At 73.0% G+C, this 22,997-nt stretch carries 22 protein-coding genes; 12 read left to right on the top strand and 10 right to left on the bottom strand.

The features are described from left to right. Window positions 1–28: 28 nt before the first annotated feature. Window positions 29–610, bottom strand: a complete 582-nt coding sequence (def, locus tag ACZ3YL_RS25215; protein ID WP_465659938.1) for a peptide deformylase — start codon at window positions 608–610, stop codon at window positions 29–31. Window positions 611–668: 58 nt separating this feature from the next. Between def and ACZ3YL_RS25210 the strand changes: the two genes are divergently transcribed. Beyond that, window positions 669–1,205: a helix-turn-helix domain-containing protein gene (locus ACZ3YL_RS25210; RefSeq protein WP_465659937.1), complete on the top strand. Its 537-nt coding sequence runs from the start codon at window positions 669–671 to the stop codon at window positions 1,203–1,205. Between the two features lie 47 nt (window positions 1,206–1,252). Here the strand turns inward: ACZ3YL_RS25210 and ACZ3YL_RS25205 are convergent, their stop codons facing one another. Continuing rightward, complete coding sequence (locus ACZ3YL_RS25205; protein WP_188307026.1) at window positions 1,253–1,783, bottom strand: hypothetical protein; 531 nt, start codon at window positions 1,781–1,783, stop codon at window positions 1,253–1,255. A 145-nt stretch (window positions 1,784–1,928) separates the two neighbouring features. Between ACZ3YL_RS25205 and ACZ3YL_RS25200 the strand changes: the two genes are divergently transcribed. Next, on the top strand, window positions 1,929–2,096 hold the full coding sequence (locus ACZ3YL_RS25200) for a hypothetical protein (RefSeq protein ID WP_465659936.1): 168 nt from the start codon (window positions 1,929–1,931) through the stop codon (window positions 2,094–2,096). Between the two features lie 21 nt (window positions 2,097–2,117). Here ACZ3YL_RS25200 and ACZ3YL_RS25195 read toward each other — a convergent pair whose 3' ends face one another. From ACZ3YL_RS25195 to ACZ3YL_RS25175, 5 genes are all read right to left on the bottom strand, one after another. Continuing rightward, window positions 2,118–4,073: a serine/threonine-protein kinase gene (locus ACZ3YL_RS25195; RefSeq protein ID WP_465659935.1), complete on the bottom strand. Its 1,956-nt coding sequence runs from the start codon at window positions 4,071–4,073 to the stop codon at window positions 2,118–2,120. An 87-nt stretch (window positions 4,074–4,160) separates the two neighbouring features. Further along, complete coding sequence (hemC, locus tag ACZ3YL_RS25190) at window positions 4,161–5,096, bottom strand: hydroxymethylbilane synthase (protein ID WP_188307024.1); 936 nt, start codon at window positions 5,094–5,096, stop codon at window positions 4,161–4,163. A gap of 42 nt (window positions 5,097–5,138) precedes the next feature. Continuing rightward, on the bottom strand, window positions 5,139–6,380 hold the full coding sequence (locus ACZ3YL_RS25185; protein ID WP_465659934.1) for a hypothetical protein: 1,242 nt from the start codon (window positions 6,378–6,380) through the stop codon (window positions 5,139–5,141). Window positions 6,381–6,474: 94 nt separating this feature from the next. After that, the gene (locus ACZ3YL_RS25180) at window positions 6,475–8,784 is read right to left on the bottom strand and encodes an ABC transporter permease (RefSeq protein ID WP_465659933.1); all 2,310 of its coding nucleotides are present in this window, start codon (window positions 8,782–8,784) and stop codon (window positions 6,475–6,477) included. 223 nt (window positions 8,785–9,007) lie between these two features. Continuing rightward, a complete protein-coding gene (locus tag ACZ3YL_RS25175; RefSeq protein WP_188306172.1) occupies window positions 9,008–9,733 on the bottom strand; it encodes an ABC transporter ATP-binding protein in 726 nt (241 codons plus the stop codon). A 161-nt stretch (window positions 9,734–9,894) separates the two neighbouring features. On the opposite strand from ACZ3YL_RS25175, the gene ACZ3YL_RS25170 reads away from it, so the two are divergent. The 4 genes from ACZ3YL_RS25170 (at window position 9,895) to ACZ3YL_RS25155 (ending at window position 14,026) form a co-directional block, all read left to right on the top strand. Next, window positions 9,895–10,728 carry a sensor histidine kinase gene (locus ACZ3YL_RS25170; protein ID WP_465659932.1) on the top strand — a complete coding sequence of 278 codons (834 nt, stop codon included), beginning with the start codon at window positions 9,895–9,897 and terminating at the stop codon, window positions 10,726–10,728. Continuing rightward, window positions 10,725–11,435 carry a response regulator gene (locus tag ACZ3YL_RS25165; protein WP_465659931.1) on the top strand — a complete coding sequence of 237 codons (711 nt, stop codon included), beginning with the start codon at window positions 10,725–10,727 and terminating at the stop codon, window positions 11,433–11,435. The genes ACZ3YL_RS25170 and ACZ3YL_RS25165 overlap by 4 nt, the downstream gene beginning before the upstream one ends. Window positions 11,436–11,633: 198 nt before the next feature. Continuing rightward, a complete protein-coding gene (locus ACZ3YL_RS25160) occupies window positions 11,634–12,842 on the top strand; it encodes a cytochrome P450 (RefSeq protein WP_465659930.1) in 1,209 nt (402 codons plus the stop codon). A gap of 26 nt (window positions 12,843–12,868) precedes the next feature. Beyond that, window positions 12,869–14,026, top strand: a complete 1,158-nt coding sequence (locus tag ACZ3YL_RS25155) for a type III polyketide synthase (protein WP_188306169.1) — start codon at window positions 12,869–12,871, stop codon at window positions 14,024–14,026. A gap of 37 nt (window positions 14,027–14,063) precedes the next feature. Here the strand turns inward: ACZ3YL_RS25155 and ACZ3YL_RS25150 are convergent, their stop codons facing one another. Further along, window positions 14,064–15,287: an RNA-guided endonuclease InsQ/TnpB family protein gene (locus ACZ3YL_RS25150; RefSeq protein WP_465659929.1), complete on the bottom strand. Its 1,224-nt coding sequence runs from the start codon at window positions 15,285–15,287 to the stop codon at window positions 14,064–14,066. A gap of 130 nt (window positions 15,288–15,417) precedes the next feature. Between ACZ3YL_RS25150 and ACZ3YL_RS25145 the strand changes: the two genes are divergently transcribed. Next, window positions 15,418–16,017 (top strand): NUDIX hydrolase, encoded by a 600-nt coding sequence (locus tag ACZ3YL_RS25145; RefSeq protein WP_188306167.1) that lies wholly within the window; start codon window positions 15,418–15,420, stop codon window positions 16,015–16,017. A gap of 143 nt (window positions 16,018–16,160) precedes the next feature. Then, a complete protein-coding gene (locus ACZ3YL_RS25140) occupies window positions 16,161–16,616 on the top strand; it encodes an SHOCT domain-containing protein (RefSeq protein WP_465659928.1) in 456 nt (151 codons plus the stop codon). A 136-nt stretch (window positions 16,617–16,752) separates the two neighbouring features. Here the strand turns inward: ACZ3YL_RS25140 and ACZ3YL_RS25135 are convergent, their stop codons facing one another. Continuing rightward, a complete protein-coding gene (locus ACZ3YL_RS25135; RefSeq protein WP_465659927.1) occupies window positions 16,753–19,242 on the bottom strand; it encodes a Tex family protein in 2,490 nt (829 codons plus the stop codon). A 453-nt stretch (window positions 19,243–19,695) separates the two neighbouring features. On the opposite strand from ACZ3YL_RS25135, the gene ACZ3YL_RS25130 reads away from it, so the two are divergent. Next, the gene (locus tag ACZ3YL_RS25130; RefSeq protein ID WP_465659926.1) at window positions 19,696–20,595 is read left to right on the top strand and encodes an aminoglycoside phosphotransferase family protein; all 900 of its coding nucleotides are present in this window, start codon (window positions 19,696–19,698) and stop codon (window positions 20,593–20,595) included. On the opposite strand, the gene ACZ3YL_RS25125 is transcribed toward ACZ3YL_RS25130, so the two are convergent. Next, the gene (locus ACZ3YL_RS25125; protein WP_465659925.1) at window positions 20,592–21,491 is read right to left on the bottom strand and encodes a LysR family transcriptional regulator; all 900 of its coding nucleotides are present in this window, start codon (window positions 21,489–21,491) and stop codon (window positions 20,592–20,594) included. The two genes, ACZ3YL_RS25130 and ACZ3YL_RS25125, sit on opposite strands and share 4 nt — an antisense overlap. Window positions 21,492–21,563: 72 nt before the next feature. On the opposite strand from ACZ3YL_RS25125, the gene ACZ3YL_RS25120 reads away from it, so the two are divergent. The 3 genes from ACZ3YL_RS25120 (at window position 21,564) to ACZ3YL_RS25110 (ending at window position 22,877) form a co-directional block, all read left to right on the top strand. After that, complete coding sequence (locus tag ACZ3YL_RS25120) at window positions 21,564–21,962, top strand: RidA family protein (RefSeq protein WP_188307544.1); 399 nt, start codon at window positions 21,564–21,566, stop codon at window positions 21,960–21,962. An 85-nt stretch (window positions 21,963–22,047) separates the two neighbouring features. Next, the gene (locus tag ACZ3YL_RS25115) at window positions 22,048–22,557 is read left to right on the top strand and encodes a DUF6232 family protein (RefSeq protein ID WP_188307545.1); all 510 of its coding nucleotides are present in this window, start codon (window positions 22,048–22,050) and stop codon (window positions 22,555–22,557) included. After that, window positions 22,554–22,877: a hypothetical protein gene (locus ACZ3YL_RS25110; RefSeq protein ID WP_188307546.1), complete on the top strand. Its 324-nt coding sequence runs from the start codon at window positions 22,554–22,556 to the stop codon at window positions 22,875–22,877. Before ACZ3YL_RS25115 ends, ACZ3YL_RS25110 begins: the two co-directional genes overlap by 4 nt. The last annotated feature ends 120 nt before the right edge of the window (window positions 22,878–22,997 follow it).

The raw sequence follows: 22,997 nt of genomic DNA, 5'->3' as shown, positions 1-22,997 counted from the left end.
TCCTGCGGGGCGGCGTTGGGGCACGCACCTAGCCGAGCTTCGCGGCCTTGGCGGCGCGCTCGGCGAACACCTTCTCCCGGCGGTCGGCGGTCTGCTTCATCATCCGCTTGCGGTCGCGGGCCGAGAGCCGGTCGAGGTAGAGCCCGCCGTTCAGGTGGTCGGTCTCGTGCTGGAGGCAGCGGGCGAAGTAGCCGGCGCCCTCGATGGTGACCGGCTCGCCGTACTGGTCGACACCGTGCACCACCGCGCGCGCGGGGCGGACGAGTTGGGTGTTGGCGCCGGGTACGGACAGGCAGCCCTCGGCGTCCTCGGCCAGCCGGCGGCCGGGCTCCTGCTCCTCGACCACCGGGTTGAGCACGTGCCCGACGTGCCGGACGCCGTCCTCGTCGGTGCAGTCGTAGACGAACAGCCGCAGGTCCACGTCCACCTGGTTGGCGGCGAGGCCGCAGCCGTCGGCGACGTACATGGTGGCGAACATGTCGTCGATGAGCCGGGCCAGTCGCTCGCTGCCGAAGTCCTCCTCGGTCGCCGGGCGGCAGGTGCGGCGGAGGATCTCCTCCCCCACCTCGGTGATCCGCAGGACGGCCGGACGCTCGCGCAGCTCGGACACGGGTGGTCCCCCTTCGATGGACTTGCTGTCGACTTTGCAAAGTAGCAGACTTTGCAAAGTGACCGAAGAGACCGAAGAGACCGAAGACCTCGTCAGATCCGGTGCCCTCCCCGAACACGCCGTCCGCACCGCACTGCTGGAGCTGCTCGCCGAACGCGGCACCCTCACCTCCACCGAGGCCGCCGCCCGACTCGGCCACAGTTCCGGGCTCTGCTCCTTCCACCTGCGCCAACTCGCCCGGTACGGCCTGATCGAGGAGGCCCCGGCTGTCGACGGGCGGGCCCGGCCGTGGCGTCTGCCCCGGGAGCGACCGGCCGCACCGAACGACGGGTTCGGCGAACTGGCGCGGGGCCTGGAGGACGAGAGCTACCAGCGCTGGCTCGCCAGGCGCGCCGAGGCCCCGGCCGCGTGGCAGCAGGACGAGGCGTTCAGCACCGTCGTCCACCTCACCCCCGAGGAACTGACCGCCGTCGGCGCCGCCGTACGGCAGTTGCTCGCCCGCTACCGCGACCGGGACACCGACCCGGGTGCCCGGCCCGCCGGGGCCCGTCCGGTCGCCGCCGTGGCCCGGCTGTTCCCACTGCTCGACCGCTGAGACGTGTCTGACAAGGCCTGGGCCCCAGGGCGTTCCGACCACCTGGGTCAGACCGCCGCGCGGGAACGCAGAGCCCGTACCGCCGGCCCGACCACCAGGCCCACCGCCGCCCCCAGCACGACGCCCTGCACGCCGTCCCAGACGTCCTGCACATCGCAGGCCCGCCCGATCACCGGCACCGCGTACTGCAGCGTCGACACCGCGAACGGCAGCACGGCCGTGCCCAGCAGCGCCACCGCCGCCCGCCGCCGGGTCCCGGCCAGGGCGGCCGCGAAGCCCACCGGTGCGTAGGTGGCCAGCTTGAGCTCGATGTGCCGCACGTGCAGCAGCTCGTACGGCGAGCGCGGCCGGGCACCCGCCACCGTGCAGTGCCGTACGGCGTCCCTCGACAGCTGGAACGCCTCCGGCAGCAGCGTCGCCACCACCACCCCGCCGAGCCCGAGCAGCAGCAGGAAGCCCACCACCCAGTGGGCCCGCAGCAGCCGCCCCACCGGCCGGTTCAGCAGCGCCGCCGGCACGAGGGAGAGCAGCAGCCCGGGCCAGAAGTTCGGCATCCCGCCGAGCACCCCACTGATCACGCCTCAACGGACGCCCCGAACACCCGCCCGGTTCTCCCCGCGGCCACTTCCCGGGCGACCCGCACGCAGTGCACGGCGAGGAGTACAGAGCAGAGGAGTACAACGGAGTGCACCCACGCGGAGTACAGCGGAGTACAAAGGAGGCATGGCAGGCAAGACGATCGCCGTGGTCTACGTGCTCGCGATGGTGGCCGTCGTGGTCGGCGTGGACATCCTGTGGTTCCGGCAGCACTTCTGGGGGCGACTGGCGGTGAACGTCGGGATCGTCCTGGTGTTCACGGCGTTCTACCTCCGGTTCCTCAAGCGTTCCTGAGCACCCGCGGTCCGGTCCGCGCTACTGCACGATCAGGTACCGTTGCTCGCTCCCCGCGCTGACGCAGACCCCGTTGGTGGTCGGCCCGCCGGTGCAGTTCCCGGGCCCCGAGCTGGAGACCATCCAGATGTAGATGCCGGGCGTCTTCGGCGTGTACGTCAGGCTCCGCCCGGTCTGCCAGGGCAGGGACTCCCAGTCCTTGTCGCCCGGGGCCAGGACGCTCACCTCGGAGCTGGTGCCGGAGGTCGCCCAGCTGAGCTCGACCGGCTGGCCCGCCCGGACCACCTGCTGGTCCTTCGGGAAGACCGGGAGCGGGGCCGAGGGCGCGGACTGGACCGGGTTCGGGCTCTGGTTCTGGGCCGTCCGCACGTTCAGGTAGCGCAGGGCGCTCCAGCCGCTGCCGATGCTGTCGGCGGAGGTGTTGGCGCCGACCACGGCCCAGCGGTAGAGCCCGGCCTCGGTGGGCCTGAAGGTGCATTCGGCGGTGGTGAGCCAGCCGGATTCCTGCCAGGGCTGGTCAGCGCGCTTGGTGAAGACCTTGGTCGTCGAGCCGGTCTTGACCCAGCGGAGTTCCAGTGACTGGCCCAGCGTCAGGGAGTCCTTGTCTCCCGGGGCGACCAGGCCGGGCGGGTGCGCGGTGCCGCTGGGGACGGTCAGCGGCGGGCCCTCGGTGGGGTAGGCGGCCTCGGGGGTGCCGCCGACGCCCTTGAACGTCGTCCCGCCGGTCACGCAGTCCGGCGGGCTGCCGTCGTCCTTGGCGGCCACGAAGCCGCCGTTGTCCAGCCCGGTCCTGCCCTTGTCGCGGGTCAGGTACATCGGCACCAGCACCGCCGCCGCGACCAGCGCCAGCAGGCTCGGCACCAGCACCCACAGCCGCCGGACCCGACGGCTCCGGGCGGCCTGGGCCGACTCGGTCGGCGCCCAGCCGGCGACCGCGTACGGGTCCCCGCTGAGCATGGTCGGCACCCTGGTGGGCTGCGCCGCCCGCACCACCGGCACCGCCGGCAGCGGAGCGGGCGGCCCGAAGGCCCCCGTGACCGGTGCCACCAGCGGCGCCTCCGGCACCGCGGGCTTCACCCGCAGTGGCTCCGGCAGCCAGGAGCCGGTCGGCCCGTCGTACCCGGGCGGCCCGAGCCGCTCCACCAGTTCGGCGGGGGTGGGCCGGTCCTCCGGGCGGCGGGCCAGGCAGGCGGCGACCAGCGGGCGCAGCGCCTCGGGCACGTCGGCGAGGTCCGGCTCGGTGTGCATGATCCGGTAGAGCAGCACCTGCGGGTTGCCGCCGCCCCCGTACGGGTCGCTGCCGGCCGCGTGGCAGAGCACCCGGCCGAGGCTGTAGAGGTCGCAGGCGGGGGTCAGCGGCTCGCCGGCGATCTGTTCGGGGGCCATGTAGCCGGGGGTGCCGATGACGGTCTGGGTGCGGGTGATCGAGGCGCCGTCGAGGGCGCGGGCGATGCCGAAGTCGATGACCCGTGGCCCGTCGTCGGCGAGCAGGACGTTGGAGGGCTTGAGGTCGCGGTGGACGAGTCCGACGGCGTGGATCGCCTCCAGGGCCTCGGCCAGGCCGGCGCCGAGCACCCGCAGGACCGGTTCGGGCAGCGGGCCGTGGGTGGCGACGGCCGCCTCCAGGGAGGGCCCGGGGATGTAGGCGGTGACCAGCCAGGGCGGGTCGCCGTCCGGGTCGGCGTCGACCACCTGGGCGGTGTGGAAGCCGCCGACCCGCCGGGCGGCCTCCAACTCCTGGGTGAAGCGGAGCCGGAAGCTCGGGTCGGTGGCGAGGTCCCAGTGCACGCACTTGACCGCGACCAGGCGCCCGCCGGGCGAGCGCCCCAGGTAGACGACCCCCATCCCGCCGCTGCCGAGCCGGGCGAGCAGCCGGTAGCGGCCGCCGACCGTCGTCGGATCGGTGGGTCTCAGCGCCTCCACGTCCACCCCCGGCGTGACCGTTCCACTCGTCGACGTCGCTTGACGAGACGTCAACTGCCTTCCCCCGTGGCCGGAATCATCTCAGCTGGAGGCGCGGCGGAACAGTTCGCGGAGGAAAAGAGATCACCCCGTGCCCGAACCTCAGTGCGGGATCGAGGCGATCAGCTCCTGCGCCCCCTGCCGCTTGAGCGCCAGCGCGACCGAGGTGCCGAGGTCCTCCGGGCTGAGCACACCCGCCCACTCGTGGGCGTCCAGCACCCGCTTGCCGTCCGGGGTGAAGACCCGGCCGCGCAGCGAGAGCCGGCCGTCCGCCTCGGCCCTGGCGAAGCCGGAGATCGGGCTGTTGCAGTGGCCCTGCAGCACGTGCAGGAACATCCGCTCGGCCGCGGCCTCCCGCCAGGTGTCGTGGTGGCCGAGGCCGGTCACCGCCTCGATGGTGGCCTCGTCGTCCTCCCGGCACTGCAGCACCAGGATGCCGGCACCGATCGGCGGGCACATCTCGTCGACGCCGAGGATCTCGGTGATCCGGGCCCGCTCGCCGATCCGCTCCAGGCCGGAGACGGCGAGCAGCAGCGCGTCCACGTCCCCGGCCGCCAGCTTGGCGAGCCGGCTGTTGGCGTTGCCGCGGATCGGGACGCACTCCAGCTGCGGGTGGGAGGAGGCGAGTTGGGCGGTGCGGCGGACGGAGGAGGTGCCGATCCGGGTGCCGGGCGGGAGTTGGGCCAACGTCAGCCCGCCGGGGTGGACGAGGGCGTCGCGGATGTCGTCCCGGCGCAGGTGGGCGGCGAAGACGGTGCCGGCGGGCAGCGGGCGGTCGGCGGGCACGTCCTTGAGGCAGTGCACGGCGACGTCGGCCTCCCCGGCGAGCAGCGCCGCGTCGACCTCCTTGGTGAACGCGCCCTTGCCGCCGAGGTCGGCGAGGTCTCCGGTCCAGCGGTCGCCCGAGGTGGTGACCGGCACCACCTCGGTCCGCAGCCCCGGGTGCAGCGCGGCGAGTTCGGCGCGGACCCGGTCGACCTGGGCGAGCGCCATGGGCGAGGAGCGGGACACGATGCGGATCAGCTCAGCGGTGGCCATGGCGCGATGATAGGCGCTCCTACGCTCACCACTGAGGGCACCTCACGCGCCCGGCCTAGCGGCGCGGCCCCAGCGCGCCGACTGGATGTCCCGCATCAGCGGACCGACCGCGCCGAGCGCCGCACCGGCCGCCACCAGCAGGCTCGCGCCGCTGAAGCCGTACCCGTCCGCCGCGCCGACGGCGGCCAGGGCGAGCGTGGGCAGCACGGCGACCAGTCCGGTGCCGGGCACCTCCGCGACGGCGAGCCGCCCGCGCACGTAGGCCAGGTAGGCGACGGTCGGCCGGCCGGAACGGATCCCGGGGATGAACGCCCCCTCGCGCTTCATCACCTCGGCCTCGGCGAGCACCGACCGCCCGGCCAGTACGGCCAGCCAGGCGCCGACGGCGGCGAGCGTGAACAGCAGCACCAGGTACAGCGGCCGGGGCAGCGGGAAGGGGGCGAGCAGCAGGGCGGCCGCCACCGCCGGGACGAACCCCCGGTGGCTGAGCACCAACGGGAGGTAGCGGGTCTCGCCGCCCCCCGACCGCCGAACCCCGATCATGCGCCGCGCGTACTGCACCGGGACGCGCCGCGCGCCCTGGCGCCCGGCGGTCACCAGCGCGGTCGTCGCCACCAGGCCGAACAGCGCCGCCGCCAGCACCAGCGCGTAGCCGCCCGGCCCGGACTCCCGCTCCACCGCCCACAGTTGGCCCGGCAGCACGGCGAGGACCTGGGCCAGCAGCAGCACCGAGACCCCGTCGCCGAGCCCGTACCGGCTCATCCACCGGGCGAGCCACAGCACCGCCGGCGCGCTCACCGCGACGCAGCCGGTGATCACGGCGACGGCGGGCGCGCCGTGCCACCGCAGCACGCCGTCCCCCGCGGCCGGGCCGGGCAGCAGCCGGCCGGCGTCGGCGGCCAGTCCGAGCGCCAGCCCGCCGAGCAGGCCGAGGGCGAGCGTGGTCCAGGCTTCGAGCCGCCGCATCCCGGCGCGGCCGGCCGGCCCTTCGCGGCGCAGCGCGGCGAGCCGGGGGTGCAGCCGGGTGAGGGCCTGCACCAGCGGGCGGGCGAGGAAGACCACCAGGACGCCGAACGGGAGCAGCGCCAGCCGGTACAGCCCGCCGCCGGTCACCAGGTCGGCCAGGCCGCGCAGTTGGTCGCCCGGCAGGGTGCGGTCCGCGACCCGCCGCAGCACGGCCGGGTCGACGCCGGGCAGCGGCAGGCTCTGCCCGAGCCGGAACAGCACCACCCCGCCGAGCGTGACGGCCGCTTTGAAGCCCGGGCCCGTACGGCTGACGGCCACCCGCCTCACCCCTTCTCCCCCGATGTCGGCGGGAGTTGGGACGCGACGGACGGCCGGGCGGTTCCCCGCCCGGCCGTCCGTGTGCCCCGCGGGCTCACTCGTTGTGCAGCACCTCGGCGATCGGCAGCCGGGCCGCCGAGCGGGCCGGGACGAGCGCGCCGACGACCGCGATCGCGACGCCCGCCAGGGCGAGGCCGGCCAGCAGCGGGGCGCCCCAGACGTCGATCATCGAGTCCGTGAAGTGGATGGTCCGGACGTTCTCGACGATCAGCCGGTGCACCAGGATCCCGACCGGGATGCCGATGATCCCGCTGGCCACACCCTGCCAGGCCACCGAGGTGACGGTCATCGCGACGACCTGCCGGGGCGTCATCCCGATCGACTTCAGCATGCCGAGGTCGCGGCGGCGCTCGCGGATGGTGAGCAGCAGGGTGTTGAAGACGCCGAGCGCGGCGACCACCGACAGCAGGACGGTGAAGACCGTGCTGAAGGTCTTGATCGCGACGACCGGCCCTGTCGAGCCCGCCGTGACCACCGAGGTCGACAGGCTCGGGTCGGCGGCCGAGACCGCGTCCTGGTAGGCCCTGGCGTCGGTGCCGGCGGCGAGCCGTACGTCGTACTCGACCACGTGCCGGTCAGGGGTGAGCAGGGCCCGGGTCGCGTCGTTGGAGGTGATCGCGTTGGGGTTGCCCTGGACCTCCATGCCGACGATGGTGACGGTGGTCTGCCGGTCGTCCAGGAGCAGGGTGATCCGGTCGCCGAGCTTGAGCCCGTGCTGGTCGAGGAAGCCCGGACCGGCCTCGGCCTCGCCCACTCCGGTCGCCGGTCGCCCCTCGACCACGTTGAGCCGCCGGTGGTCGACCATGGCGTCGCCGCCGTAGAAGTCGGCGAAGACCAGCTGGGGCTGGCCCGCGATGCCGACCCGGACCAAACCGCGGACGGAGACCTGGTCGGCGCCGGGGGTGGCGTGCAGCATCGCCTCGGTCTGCTCCTGGGTCAGCCGGGGCGCGATCTTGTTCTCGGAGAAGGAGCTGGTCAGCACGTCGATGTGGGTGTACGTGTCGGGCGCGGTCATGGACTTGGCCAGGGTGCCGGTCACCCCGGTGGTCACCGTCACGGTGACCACGCCGAGCACGATCGCCGCCATGGTCAGCGCGGTGCGGGCCGGGCGGGCGAAGGGCTGGCCGAGGCCGAGGCTGACGGCGCGCGGCAGCCGGGTGCCGCTCAGCCGGCGCTGGACCTTCAACCCGCGGCCGGTGCGCGGGGCGCTGCCGGCCGAGATGGCCTCGGCGGCGGACAGCCGGCGGGCCTTCGAGGCGGGCACCAGCGCGGCGAGGGCGACCAGCAGCGGAACGCTGACCAGGGTGGCGACGGGCAGCCAGCCGGCCGGCTCGATCACGGCGGTGCCGGTGGCGATCCCGGTGAACGCGGTCCGCAGGATCGGGTACGCGGCCGCCCAGCCGGCCGCCGTGCCGAGGACGGTGCCGACGACGGCGGGCACCGAGACCATCGTCAGGTAGACCGTGACCACCTGGCGCGGGGTGAAGCCGATCGACTTCAGCACCCCGATGTGCCGGTAGCCGGAGACCACCGCGCCGCTCACCACGTTGCCGACGATCAGCGCAGCGACGATCAGGCCGAGCACGCCGAAGACCGTCATCAGCGGCAGGTAGGCGTCGGCGCCCGCCGAGAAGGCCTGCTTGAGCACCAGGTAGGACTGGCCGCTGGCGACGGCGTCCTTGGGCAGGCCCTCGGTGGCGTTGTCGAGCGAGGAGGTGAGCTGCCGGGCGGTGGCCGCGTCGGTGAAGCGGTAGAGCATCTGCCGGCCGGTGGGGTGCAGGGCGGCCGCCTGCTCGGGCGTGACCCAGCCGCCGGCGGACTGGCTCATGTCGGTCGCGAAGCCGACGATGGTGAGCTTGAGCCCGGTGCTGGTGGTGATCGACGTGCCGATGAACCTTTCGCTGCCGCCCCCGGGGGTGTCGATGACCACCTCGCCGGGCGCGGTGGCCCAGCGGCCCGCCAGCAGGTCCACCCGGTCCACCGGCGCGGCCGCCGGGTCGGGCCGCCCGACCAGGGTCAGCGGGCCCGGCGGGCGGCCGACCCAGTCGGCGGGGATGGTCACCACGGCCTGGTCGAAGGGCCCGGCGGCCGCCTCGACGCCCGGTCGGTGGGCGGTGGCGGCCAGTTGCTCCGCCGAGGCCTTGGCCGGGTCGAAGACGGCGCTGACGTGCGCACCGCGCTCGGCCTCGAAGGCGTCGTCGAAGGGGGCCCGGGCGGCGCTGATCACCGCGAGGGCGAGCAGCACGGTCGCGGTGGAGCAGAACACCACCAGGCCGATCACGAAGGTCTGCACCCGGCGGCGCTTCACCGCGGCCCGCGAGGCCCTCCAGACAGCACCGTTCATGCGCCCACCTCGCCGCGCTCGGCGGGCGCTTCGCGCAACGCGCACCTCTGGACGGTTCGCTCGCTTCGCTCACTTGCGCCCACCTCGCCGCGCTCGGCGGGCGCTTCGCGCAACGCGCACCTCTGGACGGTTCGCTCGCTTCGCTCACTTGCGCCCACCTCGCTGCGCTCGGCAGGCGCTTCGCGCAACACGCACCTCTTGACGGTTCGCTCGCTTCGCTCGCTCACGACTGGCTCTCCAGCATCCGCTCGCGCGCCACCTTGCCGTCCTCGACCTCGACCAGCCGGCTGGCGCAGCGGGTGGCCAGGTTGGGGTCGTGGGTGACGATCAGCAGGGTCTGCCCGATCTGGTTGAGGTCGATCAGCAGGTCCATCACCTGCTCGCCCGAGCGGCTGTCCAGCGCGCCGGTCGGCTCGTCGGCGAGCAGCAGCGCCGGACGGTTCATCAGGGCGCGGGCCACCGCGACCCGCTGGCGCTCGCCGCCGCTGAGGGTGGCCGGGTAGACGTCCTTGCGGTGCGCGACGCCGAGTTCGTCCAGCAGCTCCAGGGCCCGGCGACGGGCCTGGCGGGCGCTGGTGCCGGTCAGCTGGGCGGCCAGGGCGACGTTGTCGAGGGCCGGGAGGTCGTCGATCAGGTTGAAGAACTGGAAGATCATGCCGATGTGGCGGCGGCGGAAGAGGGCCAGGCCGTTCTCGTTCAGCCCGCCGAGGTCCTGCCCCTGCACCCGTACGGTGCCGGAGCTGGGCCGGTCCAGCCCGGCCACCATGTTCAGCAGGGTGGACTTGCCGCACCCCGAGGGGCCCATCACGGCGACCGCCTCACCTGCACGGATCCGCAGGTCGACGCCGTCGAGCGCCTTGGCGTCGCCGAACTCCTTGTGCACCCCGGACAGCTCGACGACGTACGGCGCGTCGTCGGGCCGGGTGGTCCCGTCGTGGTCGTTGCTCATGGTCGACGACGGTAGGCGCGGCGGCCCGGGCCCGACGTCCCACCCCGGGTGTAACCGCAGGTGGCCGTAGTACCGGGGATGTACGGCGGCGGCACCCCCGGATGATGTGGATCAAGGGCCGACCTGGGAGGCTGGGTTCCGTGTGGGGAACGGGGACTGAGGTGATCGCGCTCGCGGTGGCGGGCGCCGCCTGCGCGGGCGCCGGCTGGCTGGGCATCGCGCTGGTACGGGCACGCCGGCTGTACCGGGCCGCCATCGGCGAGCGCGGCTGGCTGCTGGAACGGGAGCGGGAGAGCGCCGCGAGCGCCGCCGTGGACGCCGAACGGGCGCGGATCGCCGCCGAGTTGCACGACATCGTGAGCCACAACGTGAGCCTGATGGTGGTGCAGGCCGGGGCCGCCCGCGAGGTGCTGGCCACCATGCCGGAGGAGGCGGCGGCCGCGATGGGCGCGGTCGAGGCGGCCGGCCGCGACACCATGACCGAACTGCGGCACCTGCTGGGGCTGCTCGCCCCGGCGGCCGACGGCAGTGAGGAGCCGGAGCGGAACGACTTCACGCCGCAGCCCAGCCTGAGCCGGCTGGGCCCGCTGATCGACCGGTTCGCCTTCGCCGGGCTGCCGGCGGAGGTGCGGATCTCCGGCGAGCCGCGGCCGCTGCCCGGCGGCATCGACGTGACGGCCTACCGGATCATCCAGGAGGCGCTGACCAACGCGCTCAAACACGGGGACGGGGTGACGGCGACGGTGACGGTGCGCTACGCGGACCACTACCTGCGGGTGGAGGTGCTGAACAGCGGCCCGAGCGTGCTCGCCGGGACGCCCGCACCCGCGCCCAGGCAAGCGGACAGCGCTGCGCCCAGGCAGGCGGACGGCGCCGGGCGAGGGCTGCTCGGCCTGCGCGAGCGGGTCGCGGTGTACGGCGGGGACCTCGACGCCCGGCGCCGGATCGGCGGCGGCTACCGCGTCCGCGCCCGCATCCCGCTGGACCGGCCGTGAACGCCCCCGACGCTCCGCCGGAGCGCCGTCCCCGGGTGGTGATCGCCGACGACCAGGAGCTGGTCCGCACCGGCTTCCGGATGATCCTCACCGCGCGCGGCATCGACGTGGTCGCCGAGGCCACCGACGGCGCCGAGGCGGTGGCCGCCGCCACCCGGCACCGGCCCGACGTGGCCCTGCTGGACATCCGGATGCCCACCATGGACGGCCTGGAGGCCGCCCGCCGGATCCTGGCCACGGTGCCCGGCTGCCGGGTGATCATGCTGACCACCTTCGACCTGGACCACTACGTCTACTCGGCGCTGTCCGCCGGTGCCAGCGGCTTCCTGCTCAAGGACGTCACCTCGGCCCATCTCGCCGCCGCGGTACGGCTGGTGGACACCGGCGACGCCCTGCTCGCCCCGTCGATCACCCGCCGGCTGGTCGAGCGCTTCGCGGCCGGCGCCCCGCACCCCGCCGCGCGCGGCGCCGACGCGCCACGGCTGCACCGCGACCTCGCCCCGCTCACCCCGCGCGAGGCGGAGGTGCTCGGACTGCTCGGACGCGGGCTGTCCAACACCGAGTTGGCGGTCGAACTGACCCTCAGCGAGTCGACCGTGAAGACCCATGTGGCCCGGATCTTCTCCAAGTTGAACCTGCGCGACCGGGCCCAGGCGGTGGTGCTCGCCTACGAGACCGGACTGGTCGCACCGGGCGCGAACGACTGACCGTCAACTTCCTTATCGGAAAAGATGATTCGCATGACCATCAGCTATCTCACTCATTAGGGGGAACAGCTCCGGGGATTCACATCTTTGCCAGTCCATGGGGGAACATCTGCGTGTCCGCGCCCGAACCACCGACAACCGTCCGGGCCCCAGCACCTGCGGCACCACCCCGCACGACGAACACCATTGGACAGGCCCGTGACCACCAGCCCCCCCGTGTGGGACTGCCCCTTCCACCACACCGACGGCCTGGAATTCGACCCCCTCCTCAAGCGGCTGCTCACCGAGGCCCCGATCGCCAGGATCCGACTGCCGCACGGCGAGGGCGAGGCCTGGCTGGCCACCCGCTACGAGGACGTCAAGGCGGTCACCACCGACCGCCGGTTCAGCCGCGCCGCCGGCATCGGGCGCGACCTGCCCCGGATGACACCCGCCGCGATCGCCCAGGCCGAGTCGATCAACCTGATGGACCCGCCCGAGCACAACCGGCTGCGCCGGCTGGTCGCCCAGGGCTTCACCAACCGCCAGGTCGAGCGGATGCGCGCCCGCACCCAGGGCATCGTCGACGGCTACTTCGACGAGATGGAGGAACACGGCGCCCCCGCCGACCTCGCGCACTTCCTCTCCAACCGGCTGCCGCTCACCACCATCTGCGAACTGCTGGAGATCCCCGAGCAGGACCGCGACCGGCTGCGCGGCTGGGCCGTCGCGATGATGCGGATGGGCCCCGGCAGCCGCGAGGGCCAGGAGGCCGCCAAGGCCGGCCTGCGCGCCTACTTCGCCGCACTCACCGCCGAACGCCGCGCTACCCCCGGCGAGGACCTGATCAGCGCGCTCGCCACCGCCCGCGACGGCGAGGACCTGCTGGACGCCGACGAACTCGCCGTCATGGCGATGGTCCTGCTGGTCACCGGCCACGACACCAGCACCTACCAGCTCAGCAACATCGCCTACACCCTGCTCACCCACCCCGAGCAGCTCGCCAAGCTGCGCGCCCAGCCGGACACCCTGCCGCGCGCCCTGGAGGAACTGCTGCGCTTCATCCCGTTCCGCCAGGGCGTGGGCATCGCCCGGGTCGCCACCGAGGACGTCGAACTGGGCGGGGTGCTGATCCGGGCCGGCGAGGCCGTGCACGTCTCCTACCTCACCGCCAACCGGGACGCCTCGGTGTACGAGCGCCCCGACGAGCTGGACCTCGACCGCACCGCCGGGCCCGTCAACATGACCTTCGGCCACGGCCAGCACCGCTGCCTCGGCTCGCACCTCGCCCTGATGGAGCTGCAGGTCGCCGTCGGCACCCTGCTGCGGCGCTTCCCCGCACTGCGGCTGGCCGTCGACCCGGCCGAACTCGACTGGAACTCCGGCTCGATCTGGCGCTTCCCGCGCACCCTGCCGGTCGCCTGGTAACCCACCGTCCCCCAGGAGACCCCCTCATGGCCACACTCTGCCGCCCCGCCATCGCCGTACCCGAGCACGTCATCACCCTCGACGAGACCCTCGACCTGGCCCGCACCCTGCACGCCGGCCACCCCCAACTCGGCCTGGCCCTGCGGCTCATCGAGAACACCGGGGTGCGGACCAGGCACCTGGTCCAGCCGATCGAGCAGACCCTCACCCACCCCGGCTTCACCCACCGCAACCAGGTGTACGAGCGGGAGGCCAAGCTCCGCGTCCCCGAGGTGGTCGAACGCGCCCTCGGCCACGCTGAGTTGGGCGCCCAGAACATCGACCTGATCATCTACGTGTCCTGCACCGGCTTCATGATGCCGTCCATGACCGCCTGGCTGATCAACACCATGGGCTTCCGCTCCGACACCCGCCAGGTGCCGATCGCCCAGCTCGGCTGCGCCGCCGGCGGCGCGGCCGTCAACCGCGCCCACGACTTCTGCCGCGCCTATCCGGGCGCCAACGTGCTCATCGTCGCCTGCGAGTTCTGCTCGCTCTGCTACCAGCCGAGCGACCTCGGCGTCGGCTCGCTGCTCTCCAACGGCCTGTTCGGGGACGCGATCGCCGCCGTGGTGATGCGCGGCCACGGCGGCAGCGGAGTGCACGTCGAGCGCAACGGCTCGCACCTCGTCCCGGACACCGAGGGCTGGATCTCGTACGGGGTGAGGGACACCGGCTTCCACTTCCAGCTGGACAAGCGGGTGCCCGGCACCATGGAGATGCTCGCCCCCGCGCTGCGCACCCTGGCCGGGCAGCACGGCTGGGACGTCTCCGGGCTCGGCTTCTACATCGTGCACGCCGGCGGCCCGCGCATCCTGGACGACCTCAGCCACTACCTCAACCTGGAGCCATCGACGTTCCGCTACAGCCGGGCCACGCTCACCGAACGCGGCAACATCGCCAGCGCCGTCGTCTTCGACGCCCTCGCCCGGCTGTTCGCCGACGGCGAGGTGCCGGAAGGCACCACCGGGCTGATCGCCGGATTCGGACCGGGCATCACCGCCGAGATCTCCCTGGGTAGTTGGGTCGACGCCCCGGTCGAACCGACGCGCCGGCGGCCGCGCGCCATCTCCACCTCCGACATCGCCCTCGTCCATCAGGGCGTCCCCCGCCGTTTCCCGGCCGGCACTACGATCACCGATTGACTTCCTCTCCCTCCCCGAAGGGCGGGGGAGTCCCCCCTCAGCCTCGCGGCTGAGCCGCTGCGCGTGAACGCTGCGGTGGGACGACTTCCTGCTTCATCGACGACTGCCCGCCCGGAGTGCTCCGTTGAGGTCTTACACCGTCTCCACAGGCTGCAACCGCCAGCCCGGCGGCCAGAATGTTGCGTGCCGCGTTCACGTCCCGGTCATGGACTGCCCCGCAGTCGCACTCCCACACGCGGACGTTGAGCGGCATCCTGTCGCGGATCCTTCCGCAGGCCGAGCACAGCTTTGAGCTGGGGAACCACCGGTCGATGGTTACCAGGTCACGGCCGTACCACTGGGCCTTGTACTCCAGCATGGTCCGCAGCTCGGTCCAGCTCGCGTCACTGATCGCACGGGCCAGCGTCTTGTTCTTGAGCATGTTGCGGACGGTCAGGTCCTCGATCACGACCGTTTGGTTTTCACGGACGAGTCGAGTGGTGAGCTTGTGGAGGAAGTCCCTGCGCCGGTCGGCGATCCGCGTATGAACGCGGGCAACCTTGTGCCGGGCCTTCTCCCGGTTGGCCGATCCCCTGGCCTTGCGGGCGAGATCCCGCTGAGCTCTGACGAGCAGTTCCCTGTCACGGCGTTCATGCCGGGGGTTCGCGACCTTCTCCCCCGTGGAGAGCGTCACCAGGCTGGTGATTCCGGCGTCGATCCCCACAGCCGTGTCGATTTCCGGCAGGGACTTGACGCCGGGGTCGTCGCACAGCATCGAGACGAACCACCGACCTGCGGCGTCCCGGCTCACGGTCACCGTGGACGGCGACTGCCCCGCGGGCAGCGGCCGGGACCACACGATCGCCAACGGCTCGACCATCTTCGCCAAGGTGAGCCGTCCGTCCCGGAACCGGAACGCGGACGTGGTGTACTCGGCGCTGTCGCGGGACCTCTTCTTCGACTTGAATCGCGGATACCTCGCCCGCTTCGCGAAGAAGTTCGCAAAAGCCACTTGGAGATGACGGAGCGCCTGCTGCAGCGGCACGGACGAAACCTCGGACAGGTAGGACAGTTCCGCGGCCTTCTTCCATGCCGTCAGCATCGCCGACGTGGCGTTGTAGTTGATCCGCTCACCCCGAAGCGACCACGCCTCGGAGCGGGCCTGCAGCGCCATGTTGTAGACCTTCCGCACGCACCCGAACGTGCGCGACAGCTCAGCCGCCTGCGCTTCGGTCGGATAGAAGCGGAACTTGTAAGCCCGCTTCACCTGGGCGGTCACCATAGTTGACAAGATACGTCGTCAGGTTGCGAAAAGTCACAGGTGGTTGCCCGCCGGACCGCCGGTCCCACCCGGCGGCAAGCCGGCCGACCCCGCCCCCGGCTGGAGCCGGGGCATCCACGAAGGAGTCATGATGACCGACACCACGGACCGCACCGACGCCTCCGGCAGAGCCGCCGACGACGAGCACGCCGAACTCGCCGCCCTGTTCCCGGCGTTGCACGCGCCGCAGTACTGGAAGTGGGGCCGCTACGACGCGCTGTTCTCCACCGTGCTGCCGCCGGACGAGCTGGTCACCAACATCCACCTGGTCGGGTTCGCGGACGGCGGCGTGGTGCTCTGCCGGGACGACCGCAACCACTGGTTCCTGCCCGGCGGCACCCGGGAGCAGGACGAGTCGGTCACCGACTGCCTGGCCCGTGAGCTGCGCGAGGAGGCCGGCGCCCGGCTGCTCGGCGAGCCGGGCTGGCTCGGCGCGCACCGCTGCCACACCGAGGACCCGGTGCCGTACCGGCCGTGGCAGCCGCACCCGGACAAGGCCTGGCTGTGGGGCTGGGGCGAGGTCGAACTGGACTCCACGCCGACCAACCCGGCGGACGGCGAGCAGGTGGTCGAGGTCCGGGCCGTCCCGGTCGCCGAGGCGCAGCGGCTGCTGCTCACCGGGCACGACGCCTGGTGGGGCGAGCTGATCGGGCTGGCCGTGGAGCTGCGGCGCCGGGCCGGTCGGGGCTGACCGGCGGGGCTGACGGACGGGGCTGCCGGACGGGGCCTGCCAGGCAGAGCCTCCCCGCGCGATATTCCCGCTGAGGCGGAAGATCACTGGAATGGCGGAGCATCGGGCGCCATTGTCCGTTTTGCGGTGATATGACTCATTTCATGGACACCAACGCCTTGGCTGCTTCACTGGCAGTGGACTACCCGGTGCTCAACATCTTCTGGACGATGTTGGAGCTGTTCCTGTGGATCCTCTGGTTCTTCCTGTTGTTCAAGATCATCTCCGACATCTTCCGCAGCCATGACCTGAGTGGCTGGGGCAAGGCCGGCTGGCTGGTCCTGGTGATCTTCCTGCCGCTGATCGGCATCCTGGTGTACCTGATCGCCCGCGGCCAGAGCATGGGGATGCGGGACGTCGAACAGGCCCAGCAGGCCGACGCGGCGGTCCGGGCGTACATCCGGGACGCCGCCGCGACACCGGCGGAAGGGGGCGGTGGCGGCGGCGCGGGCGGCGGCCACGGCCACGTCGAGGACCTGGCCAGACTGGCGGACCTGAAGGACCGGGGCGCCATCTCCGACGAGGAGTACCAGAAGGCCAAGGACAAGCTCCTGACCTGACCCTCCTGCTCCGGGCCTTCAGCTCCGGGCCTCCTGCTCCGAGCCTCCGGCTCCGGGCCTCCTATCCGGGCAGCACGACGACGGGGCCGGCGGACGCGTCACACGTCCGCCGGCCCCGTCGTCGCGGGCAGGGGGCTCAGCGCCGTCCGGAGCGCCGCTCCTTGGAGCCGCCGTCGCCGCCACCGGTCAGGCCGGCCCGGCGCAGCGCGTCCGCCATGGCACTGTTCGCCAGCGGGGCGTTGCCGCCGGAGCCACCGCCGCGCCGGTCCTGGCCGCCCCGGCCACTCTGGCCGCCCCGGTCACCGCCCTGGCCGCCCGGGCCGCCCCGGTCACCGCTGCGCCGCTCCTGGCGCGGCGGGCGGGCCTGCCGCTCGCCCCGGTCACCCCGGTCACCGCCCCGCTCCCGGCCGCCGCCGACCTCGTCGTCCAACCGCAGGGTCAGCCCGATCCGCTTGCGCGGCACGTCCACCGTGAGCACCCGGACCTTGACGATGTCGCCGGGCTTGACCACCTCGCGCGGGTCCTTGACGAAGTTCCGGGACAGCGCCGAGACGTGCACCAGCCCGTCCTGGTGGACGCCCACGTCGACGAAGGCGCCGAAGGCGGCCACATTGGTCACCACGCCCTCCAGCACCATGCCGACCTCCAGGTCGCCGATCTTGTCGACGCCCTCCTTGAAGGTCGCGGTGCGGAAGGCCGGGCGCGGGTCACGGCCGGGCTTGTCCAGCTCGCCGAGGATGTCGGTGACGGTCGGCACGCCGAAGGTGTCGTCGGCGAAGTCGGCCGGGCGCAGCGCCCGCAGCCGCTCGCCGTTGCCGATCAGCTCCCGCAGCTCCCCGCCGGTGGAGGCCAGGATGCGGCGCACCACCGGGTAGGCCTCGGGGTGCACGCTGGAGGCGTCCAGCGGGTCGTCGCCGCCGGGGATGCGCAGGAAGCCCGCGCACTGCTCGAAGGCCTTGGGGCCGAGCCGGGAGACGTCCTTGAGCTGCTTGCGGGTGCGGAACGGGCCGTTGGCGTCGCGGTGCGCCACGATGTTGTCGGCCAGCGTGGTGGTGATGCCGGAGACCCGGGTGAGCAGCGGCGCCGAGGCGGTGTTGACGTCGACGCCGACGGCGTTGACGCAGTCCTCGACCACGGCGTCCAGCGAGCGGGAGAGCTTCACCTCGCTCAGGTCGTGCTGGTACTGGCCGACGCCGATCGACTTGGGGTCGATCTTGACCAGTTCGGCCAGCGGGTCCTGGAGGCGGCGGGCGATCGACACCGCGCCGCGGATCGACACGTCCAGGTCCGGCAGCTCCTGGGAGGCGAACGCGGAGGCCGAGTAGACGGAGGCGCCGGCCTCGCTGACCATCGCCTTGGTGAGCTTCAGCTCGGGGTGGCGCTTGAGCAGGTCCTCGGCGAGCTTGTCGGTCTCCCGGGAGGCGGTGCCGTTGCCGATCGCCACCAGGTCGACGTCGTGCTTCTTCGCCAGCGCGGCCAGGGTGTTCAGCGCCGCGTCCCACTTGTTGGCGGGCTGGTGCGGGTAGATGGTCTCGTACGCGACGACCTTGCCGGTGGCGTCCACCACGGCGACCTTCACCCCGGTGCGGAAGCCCGGGTCCAGGCCCATGGTGGCGCGGGTGCCGGCCGGGGCGGCGAGCAGCAGGTCGCGCAGGTTGGCGGCGAAGACCCGCACCGCCTCCTCCTCGGCCTCGGCGCGCAGCCGGCTGCGCAGGTCGATGCCGAGCCGCACCAGGATCCGGGTGCGCCAGGCCCAACGGACCGTGTCGCCGAGCCATTTGTCGGCCGGGCGGCCGCGGTCGGCGATGCCGAAGCGGGCCGCGATGCGCTGCTCGTAGTCGTTCTCGCCGGGCAGGTCGCCCTCGGAGTCGCCGTCGTAGGGGGAGAGTTCGAGGTCCAGCACCTCCTCCTTCTCGCCGCGCAGCATCGCCAGGATGCGGTGCGAGGGGAGCTTGGTGAAGGGCTCGGCGAAGTCGAAGTAGTCGGCGAACTTGGCGCCGTCGGCCTCCTTGCCGTCCCGCACCGTCGCGACCACCCGGCCGCGGGTCCACATCCGCTCGCGCAGCGAGCCGACCAGGTCGGCGTCCTCGCCGAAGCGCTCGACCAGGATCGCCCTGGCCCCCTCCAGCGCGGCCGCACCGTCCGCCACCGACTCGTTCAGGTACTGCGCGGCCAGGGTGGCCGGGTCCTGCTCCGGGTCGGCGAGCAGGGTGTCGGCCAGCGGCTCCAGCCCGGCCTCGCGGGCGATCTGCGCCTTGGTCCGCCGCTTCGGCTTGAACGGCAGGTAGATGTCCTCCAGCCGCGCCTTGGAGTCGGCGGCCAGCACCTGGGCGCGCAGCGCGTCGTCCAGCTTGCCCTGGGACTCGATCGACTCCAGGACGGCCGCCCGGCGCTCCTCCAACTCCCGCAGGTAGCGCAGCCGCTCCTCCAGGGTGCGCAGCTGGGCGTCGTCCAGCGAGCCGGTGACCTCCTTGCGGTAGCGGGCCACGAACGGCACGGTCGAGCCGCCGTCGAGCAAGTCGACGGCCGCCTTCACCTGCCCCTCGCGGACGCCCAGTTCCTCGGCGATCTTGCGCTCGATCGCCTGCTGGGCCTGCCGGGCCACCTGTTCGACTGGCGTGGTCACGAAGCCGGTCACCTTCTCCTTCAGTGCTTTCGCCGTACGCCCTGCATTCTGGCAGGTACCGGTGACGGCTCCCGGCCGCACCCGGGGCAGCGGGCGTGGCGCGGATCGGCCCCGGCGCCAATCGGGTTTGAGCGGGGCCCAGTTGCGGCTTCCCGGGCTGACGGGCACGGACACCGTGGAGACTTCGAAGCCTGCACCGCGCTCGACCCGGGGCGCACCTCCGCCTCCCCCGTCTACCGTCGCCTACCGCCGGGCCGCGTCGCGCGTACGGGCCGCTGTGCGCGGTGGCGCCGGCCGGGAACGTCGGGAACGTGCTGCGGTACGGCCGGGGGTGGCGCCGTCGGGGTGCGGATCGCCCTCGGCCGAGCTCCGGGCGCCCCGGCCGGTCGCAAGGATGTGCGCAGTTCGCCAATCCGGCTGATCCCCGGCGATCTGCGCTGTACGCTGCCGGGCATGTGCGCTGCCGCCCGGATGCACCCCGATGGACCGGTCGTCGACGCGGCCCTGGTACGGCGGTTGATCTCCGCCCAGTTCCCGCAGTGGGTGGGCCTGCCGGTCACCCCGGTCGGGTCCGCCGGGACGGACAACGCGATGTTCCGGCTCGGGCCCGAACTCGCCGTCCGGCTGCCCCGGGTGGAGTGGGCCGCCGGGGACGTCCGCCGCGAGCACCAGTGGCTGCCCCGGCTGGCACCGCGCTTGCCACGGCCCGTCCCTGCCCCACTGGCCGTCGGCCGCCCCGCCGCGGGCTACCCGTGGGAGTGGTCGGTGCTGCGCTGGCTCGACGGCGTCAATCCGGCGGTCGGCGTGCTCGCCGCGCCCGAGGCGCTCGCCCGCGACCTGGCCGGCTTCGTCAACGCCCTGCGCGCCGCCGACCCGGCCGGCGCCCCGGCCGGCCACCGCAGCGTGCCGCTCGCCTCCCGGGACGGCTCCACCCGCGCGGCGATCGCCCAGCTGGCCGGCACGATCGACACCGCGGCCGCAACCGCCCTGTGGGACAAGGCACTCCGCCTCCCCGACCACGCCGGCCCACCGGTCTGGATGCACGGCGACCTCACCCCCGGCAATCTGCTGGTGAACGGATCCGGCCGGCTCGCCGCCGTCATCGACTTCGCCCTGATGGGCGTCGGCGACCCCACCGCCGACCTGATGCCCGCCTGGAACCTGCTGCCCGCCGCCGCCCGCCCCGCCTTCCGCGCCGCCCTGCGCGCCGACGACGCGATGTGGGCCCGCGGCCGCGCCTGGGCCTTCTCCATCGCCCTGGTGACGATCCCGTACTACCGCCACACCGACCCGGCCCTGACCTCCCACGCCCGCCACGTCGTCCGCGAGGTGCTCGCCGACCGCAGCGGCTAAGTCTTGCCCTGCCCGGTGATGGCGAGCAGGTGGTCCACCAGCGGGCTGCGGTCGTCGGCCCGCCAGGCGACGGCGGCGCGGGTGCGGGCGGTGCCGGGGTCGATCCGGCGGAAGGCGACGCCGCGTAGCCGGATCCGCCGGATGCTCGCCGGGGCCAGCGAGACGCCGAGGCCGGCCCCGACCAGGGCGCACACCGTCTGCCACTCCACCGCCTGCTGCCCGATCCGCGGGGTGAAGCCCGCCCCGGCGCACAGGCCGGTGAGCTGGTCGTACAGCTGCGGCCCCTCCTCCCGGGGCAGCAGCACGAACGGCTCGTCCGCCAACTGCCTGAGCCGGACGGACCGTTGGGCGGCCAGCGGGTGGTTCGCCGGGAGCACGGCGACGAACGGCTCGCTGAGCACCGTCCGGAACCGCAGCTCCGGCGCGTCCGCGGGCGGCTCGCGCAGCAGGCCGACGTCGATGCCGCGGTCGCGCAGGGCGGCGAGCTGCGGCGCGCTGGTCATCTCCCGTACGTCCAGCCGCACCCCGGGGTGCCGCTCCCGGAAGGTGCGCAGCAGGCCGGGCAGCACGGTCAGGGCGAGCGAGGCGGAGAACCCGATCCGCAGCCGGCCCGCCTCGCCGCCGCCGACCGCCCGGGCGGCGGCCAGCCCGTCCGCGAGGTCGGCCAGGGCCCGGCGGGCGGCGGGCAGCAGCTCGTGCCCGGCCGGGGTCAGGGTGGCGCCGCCGGGCTCACGCCGGAACAGCGGGTGGCCGACCTTCTCCTCCAGCCGGCGGATCTGCTGGCTCAGCGGCGGCTGGGCGATGCCGAGGCGGGCGGCGGCCCGGCCGAAGTGCAGTTCCTCGGCGAGCACGGTGAAGGCGTGCAGCTGCGGCAGGGGGAGTTCGGGGCGCTCCATAGGCGTAGGGATATCAGATCGGCGCGGTACGGGTATTGGACGTATCCCCGCAGGCCACCTAGCGTTCGGCGCATGACGAACACGACCCGGCGACGCGCCGTCCTCAGCGGTTCCACCTTCGAGGAGCAGATCGGCTACGCCCGCGCCGTGGTGGACGGCGACTGGGTGCACGTGTCCGGGACGACCGGGTTCGACTACGCCACCATGACCATCTCCGCGGACGTGGTGGAGCAGGCCGAGCAGTGCCTGCGCAACATCGGGGCCGCGCTGACCGAGGCCGGCAGCGGCTTCGCCGACGTGGTGCGGGTGCGCTACCTGCTGCCCGAGCGCGCGGACTTCGAGCCCTGCTGGCCGGTGCTGCGGCGCTGCTTCGGCGACGTCCGGCCGGCCGCGACGATGCAGGTGTGCGGGCTGGCCGACCCGCGGATGCGGATCGAGATCGAGGTGACCGCCCGGCGCTCGGCAGCGTGACGGCCCGACTGATCCACCGGCACCCGTCCCCCTGTCCGCGACCATTGCTATGGTTCTCCCCGCACGAGCGGCAGGGGGAGCGGACTTGGCACGGAACGTGATCGACGTCAGGGTGAGCCGGCGGGTGCTGTGGATCGGCGGGGACGCGTACCCGCTGCAGCACATCGCCCGGGCACGGCAGTTGGTGTGGTGGCCGCCCAAGCGCTCGCGGACGATCATCAGGTTCGTCCGGCAGGTGGTCGGGCTGCTGTTCGCCGTCTCCTTCCTGAGTGCGGTCACCCACAACGCGGCGGACAAGATCCAGGCGGCCCTCCCGGCCGTGCTGCTGCTGATCGGCTTCCTGTTCCTCCTCTACCGGCTGGTCACCCGGCTGCGGTTGAAGGCGCTGTACAAGCTGGTCATCGAGACCTCGAACGCCGCGACCACCGCCGTGGTGAGCCACAACGAGTGGCAGATCACCAACCTGATCCAGATGATCATGGAGGCGATCGACAACCCCCAGGCGGAGTTCGCGTTCCAGGTCGAGAACCTCCACGTCGGCGACAAGATCACCCAGTACGGCGACCACAACACCGGAAAGCGGGTCGGACTGTGAGCAACTCCTTCCACTTCGGCGACTCCGTCACCCAGCACGGCAACCACAACATCGGCATCGTCAAGAACCAGGGCCCGGTCGACCCACAGGCCGCGCTGCGCGAACTCGTCACCGCCGTGCGGCAGTTGCGCGACCAGGTGCCGGCCGAGGACCGCGAGGTGCTGGACGAGTCACTGGAGGCCATCGGCGACGGCGCCGAGGCCTCGCCGTCCGCCCTGCGGCGGGCGCTGCGCAACATCTCGGGGGTGGCCTCGCTGGTCCGGGCGGGGGCTCCGGTGGTGGAGTCGGTCCGCAGGATCCTGGACTCGCTCAGCTCCTGATTTTCATACCGGGTCAGAAATCTGTCCCGGTCAATCCCGACTGCTAGCCTGGGGTGCATGAGCGAGCGCAGCGAGCGAATCGGCGGAAGGTGCGCGTCCCGGTCATCGGCTGCCGAGCGA

This window comes from Kitasatospora sp. NPDC023176, from assembly GCF_055560495.1.
This window is presented reverse-complemented; position numbering and strand designations above follow the sequence as displayed.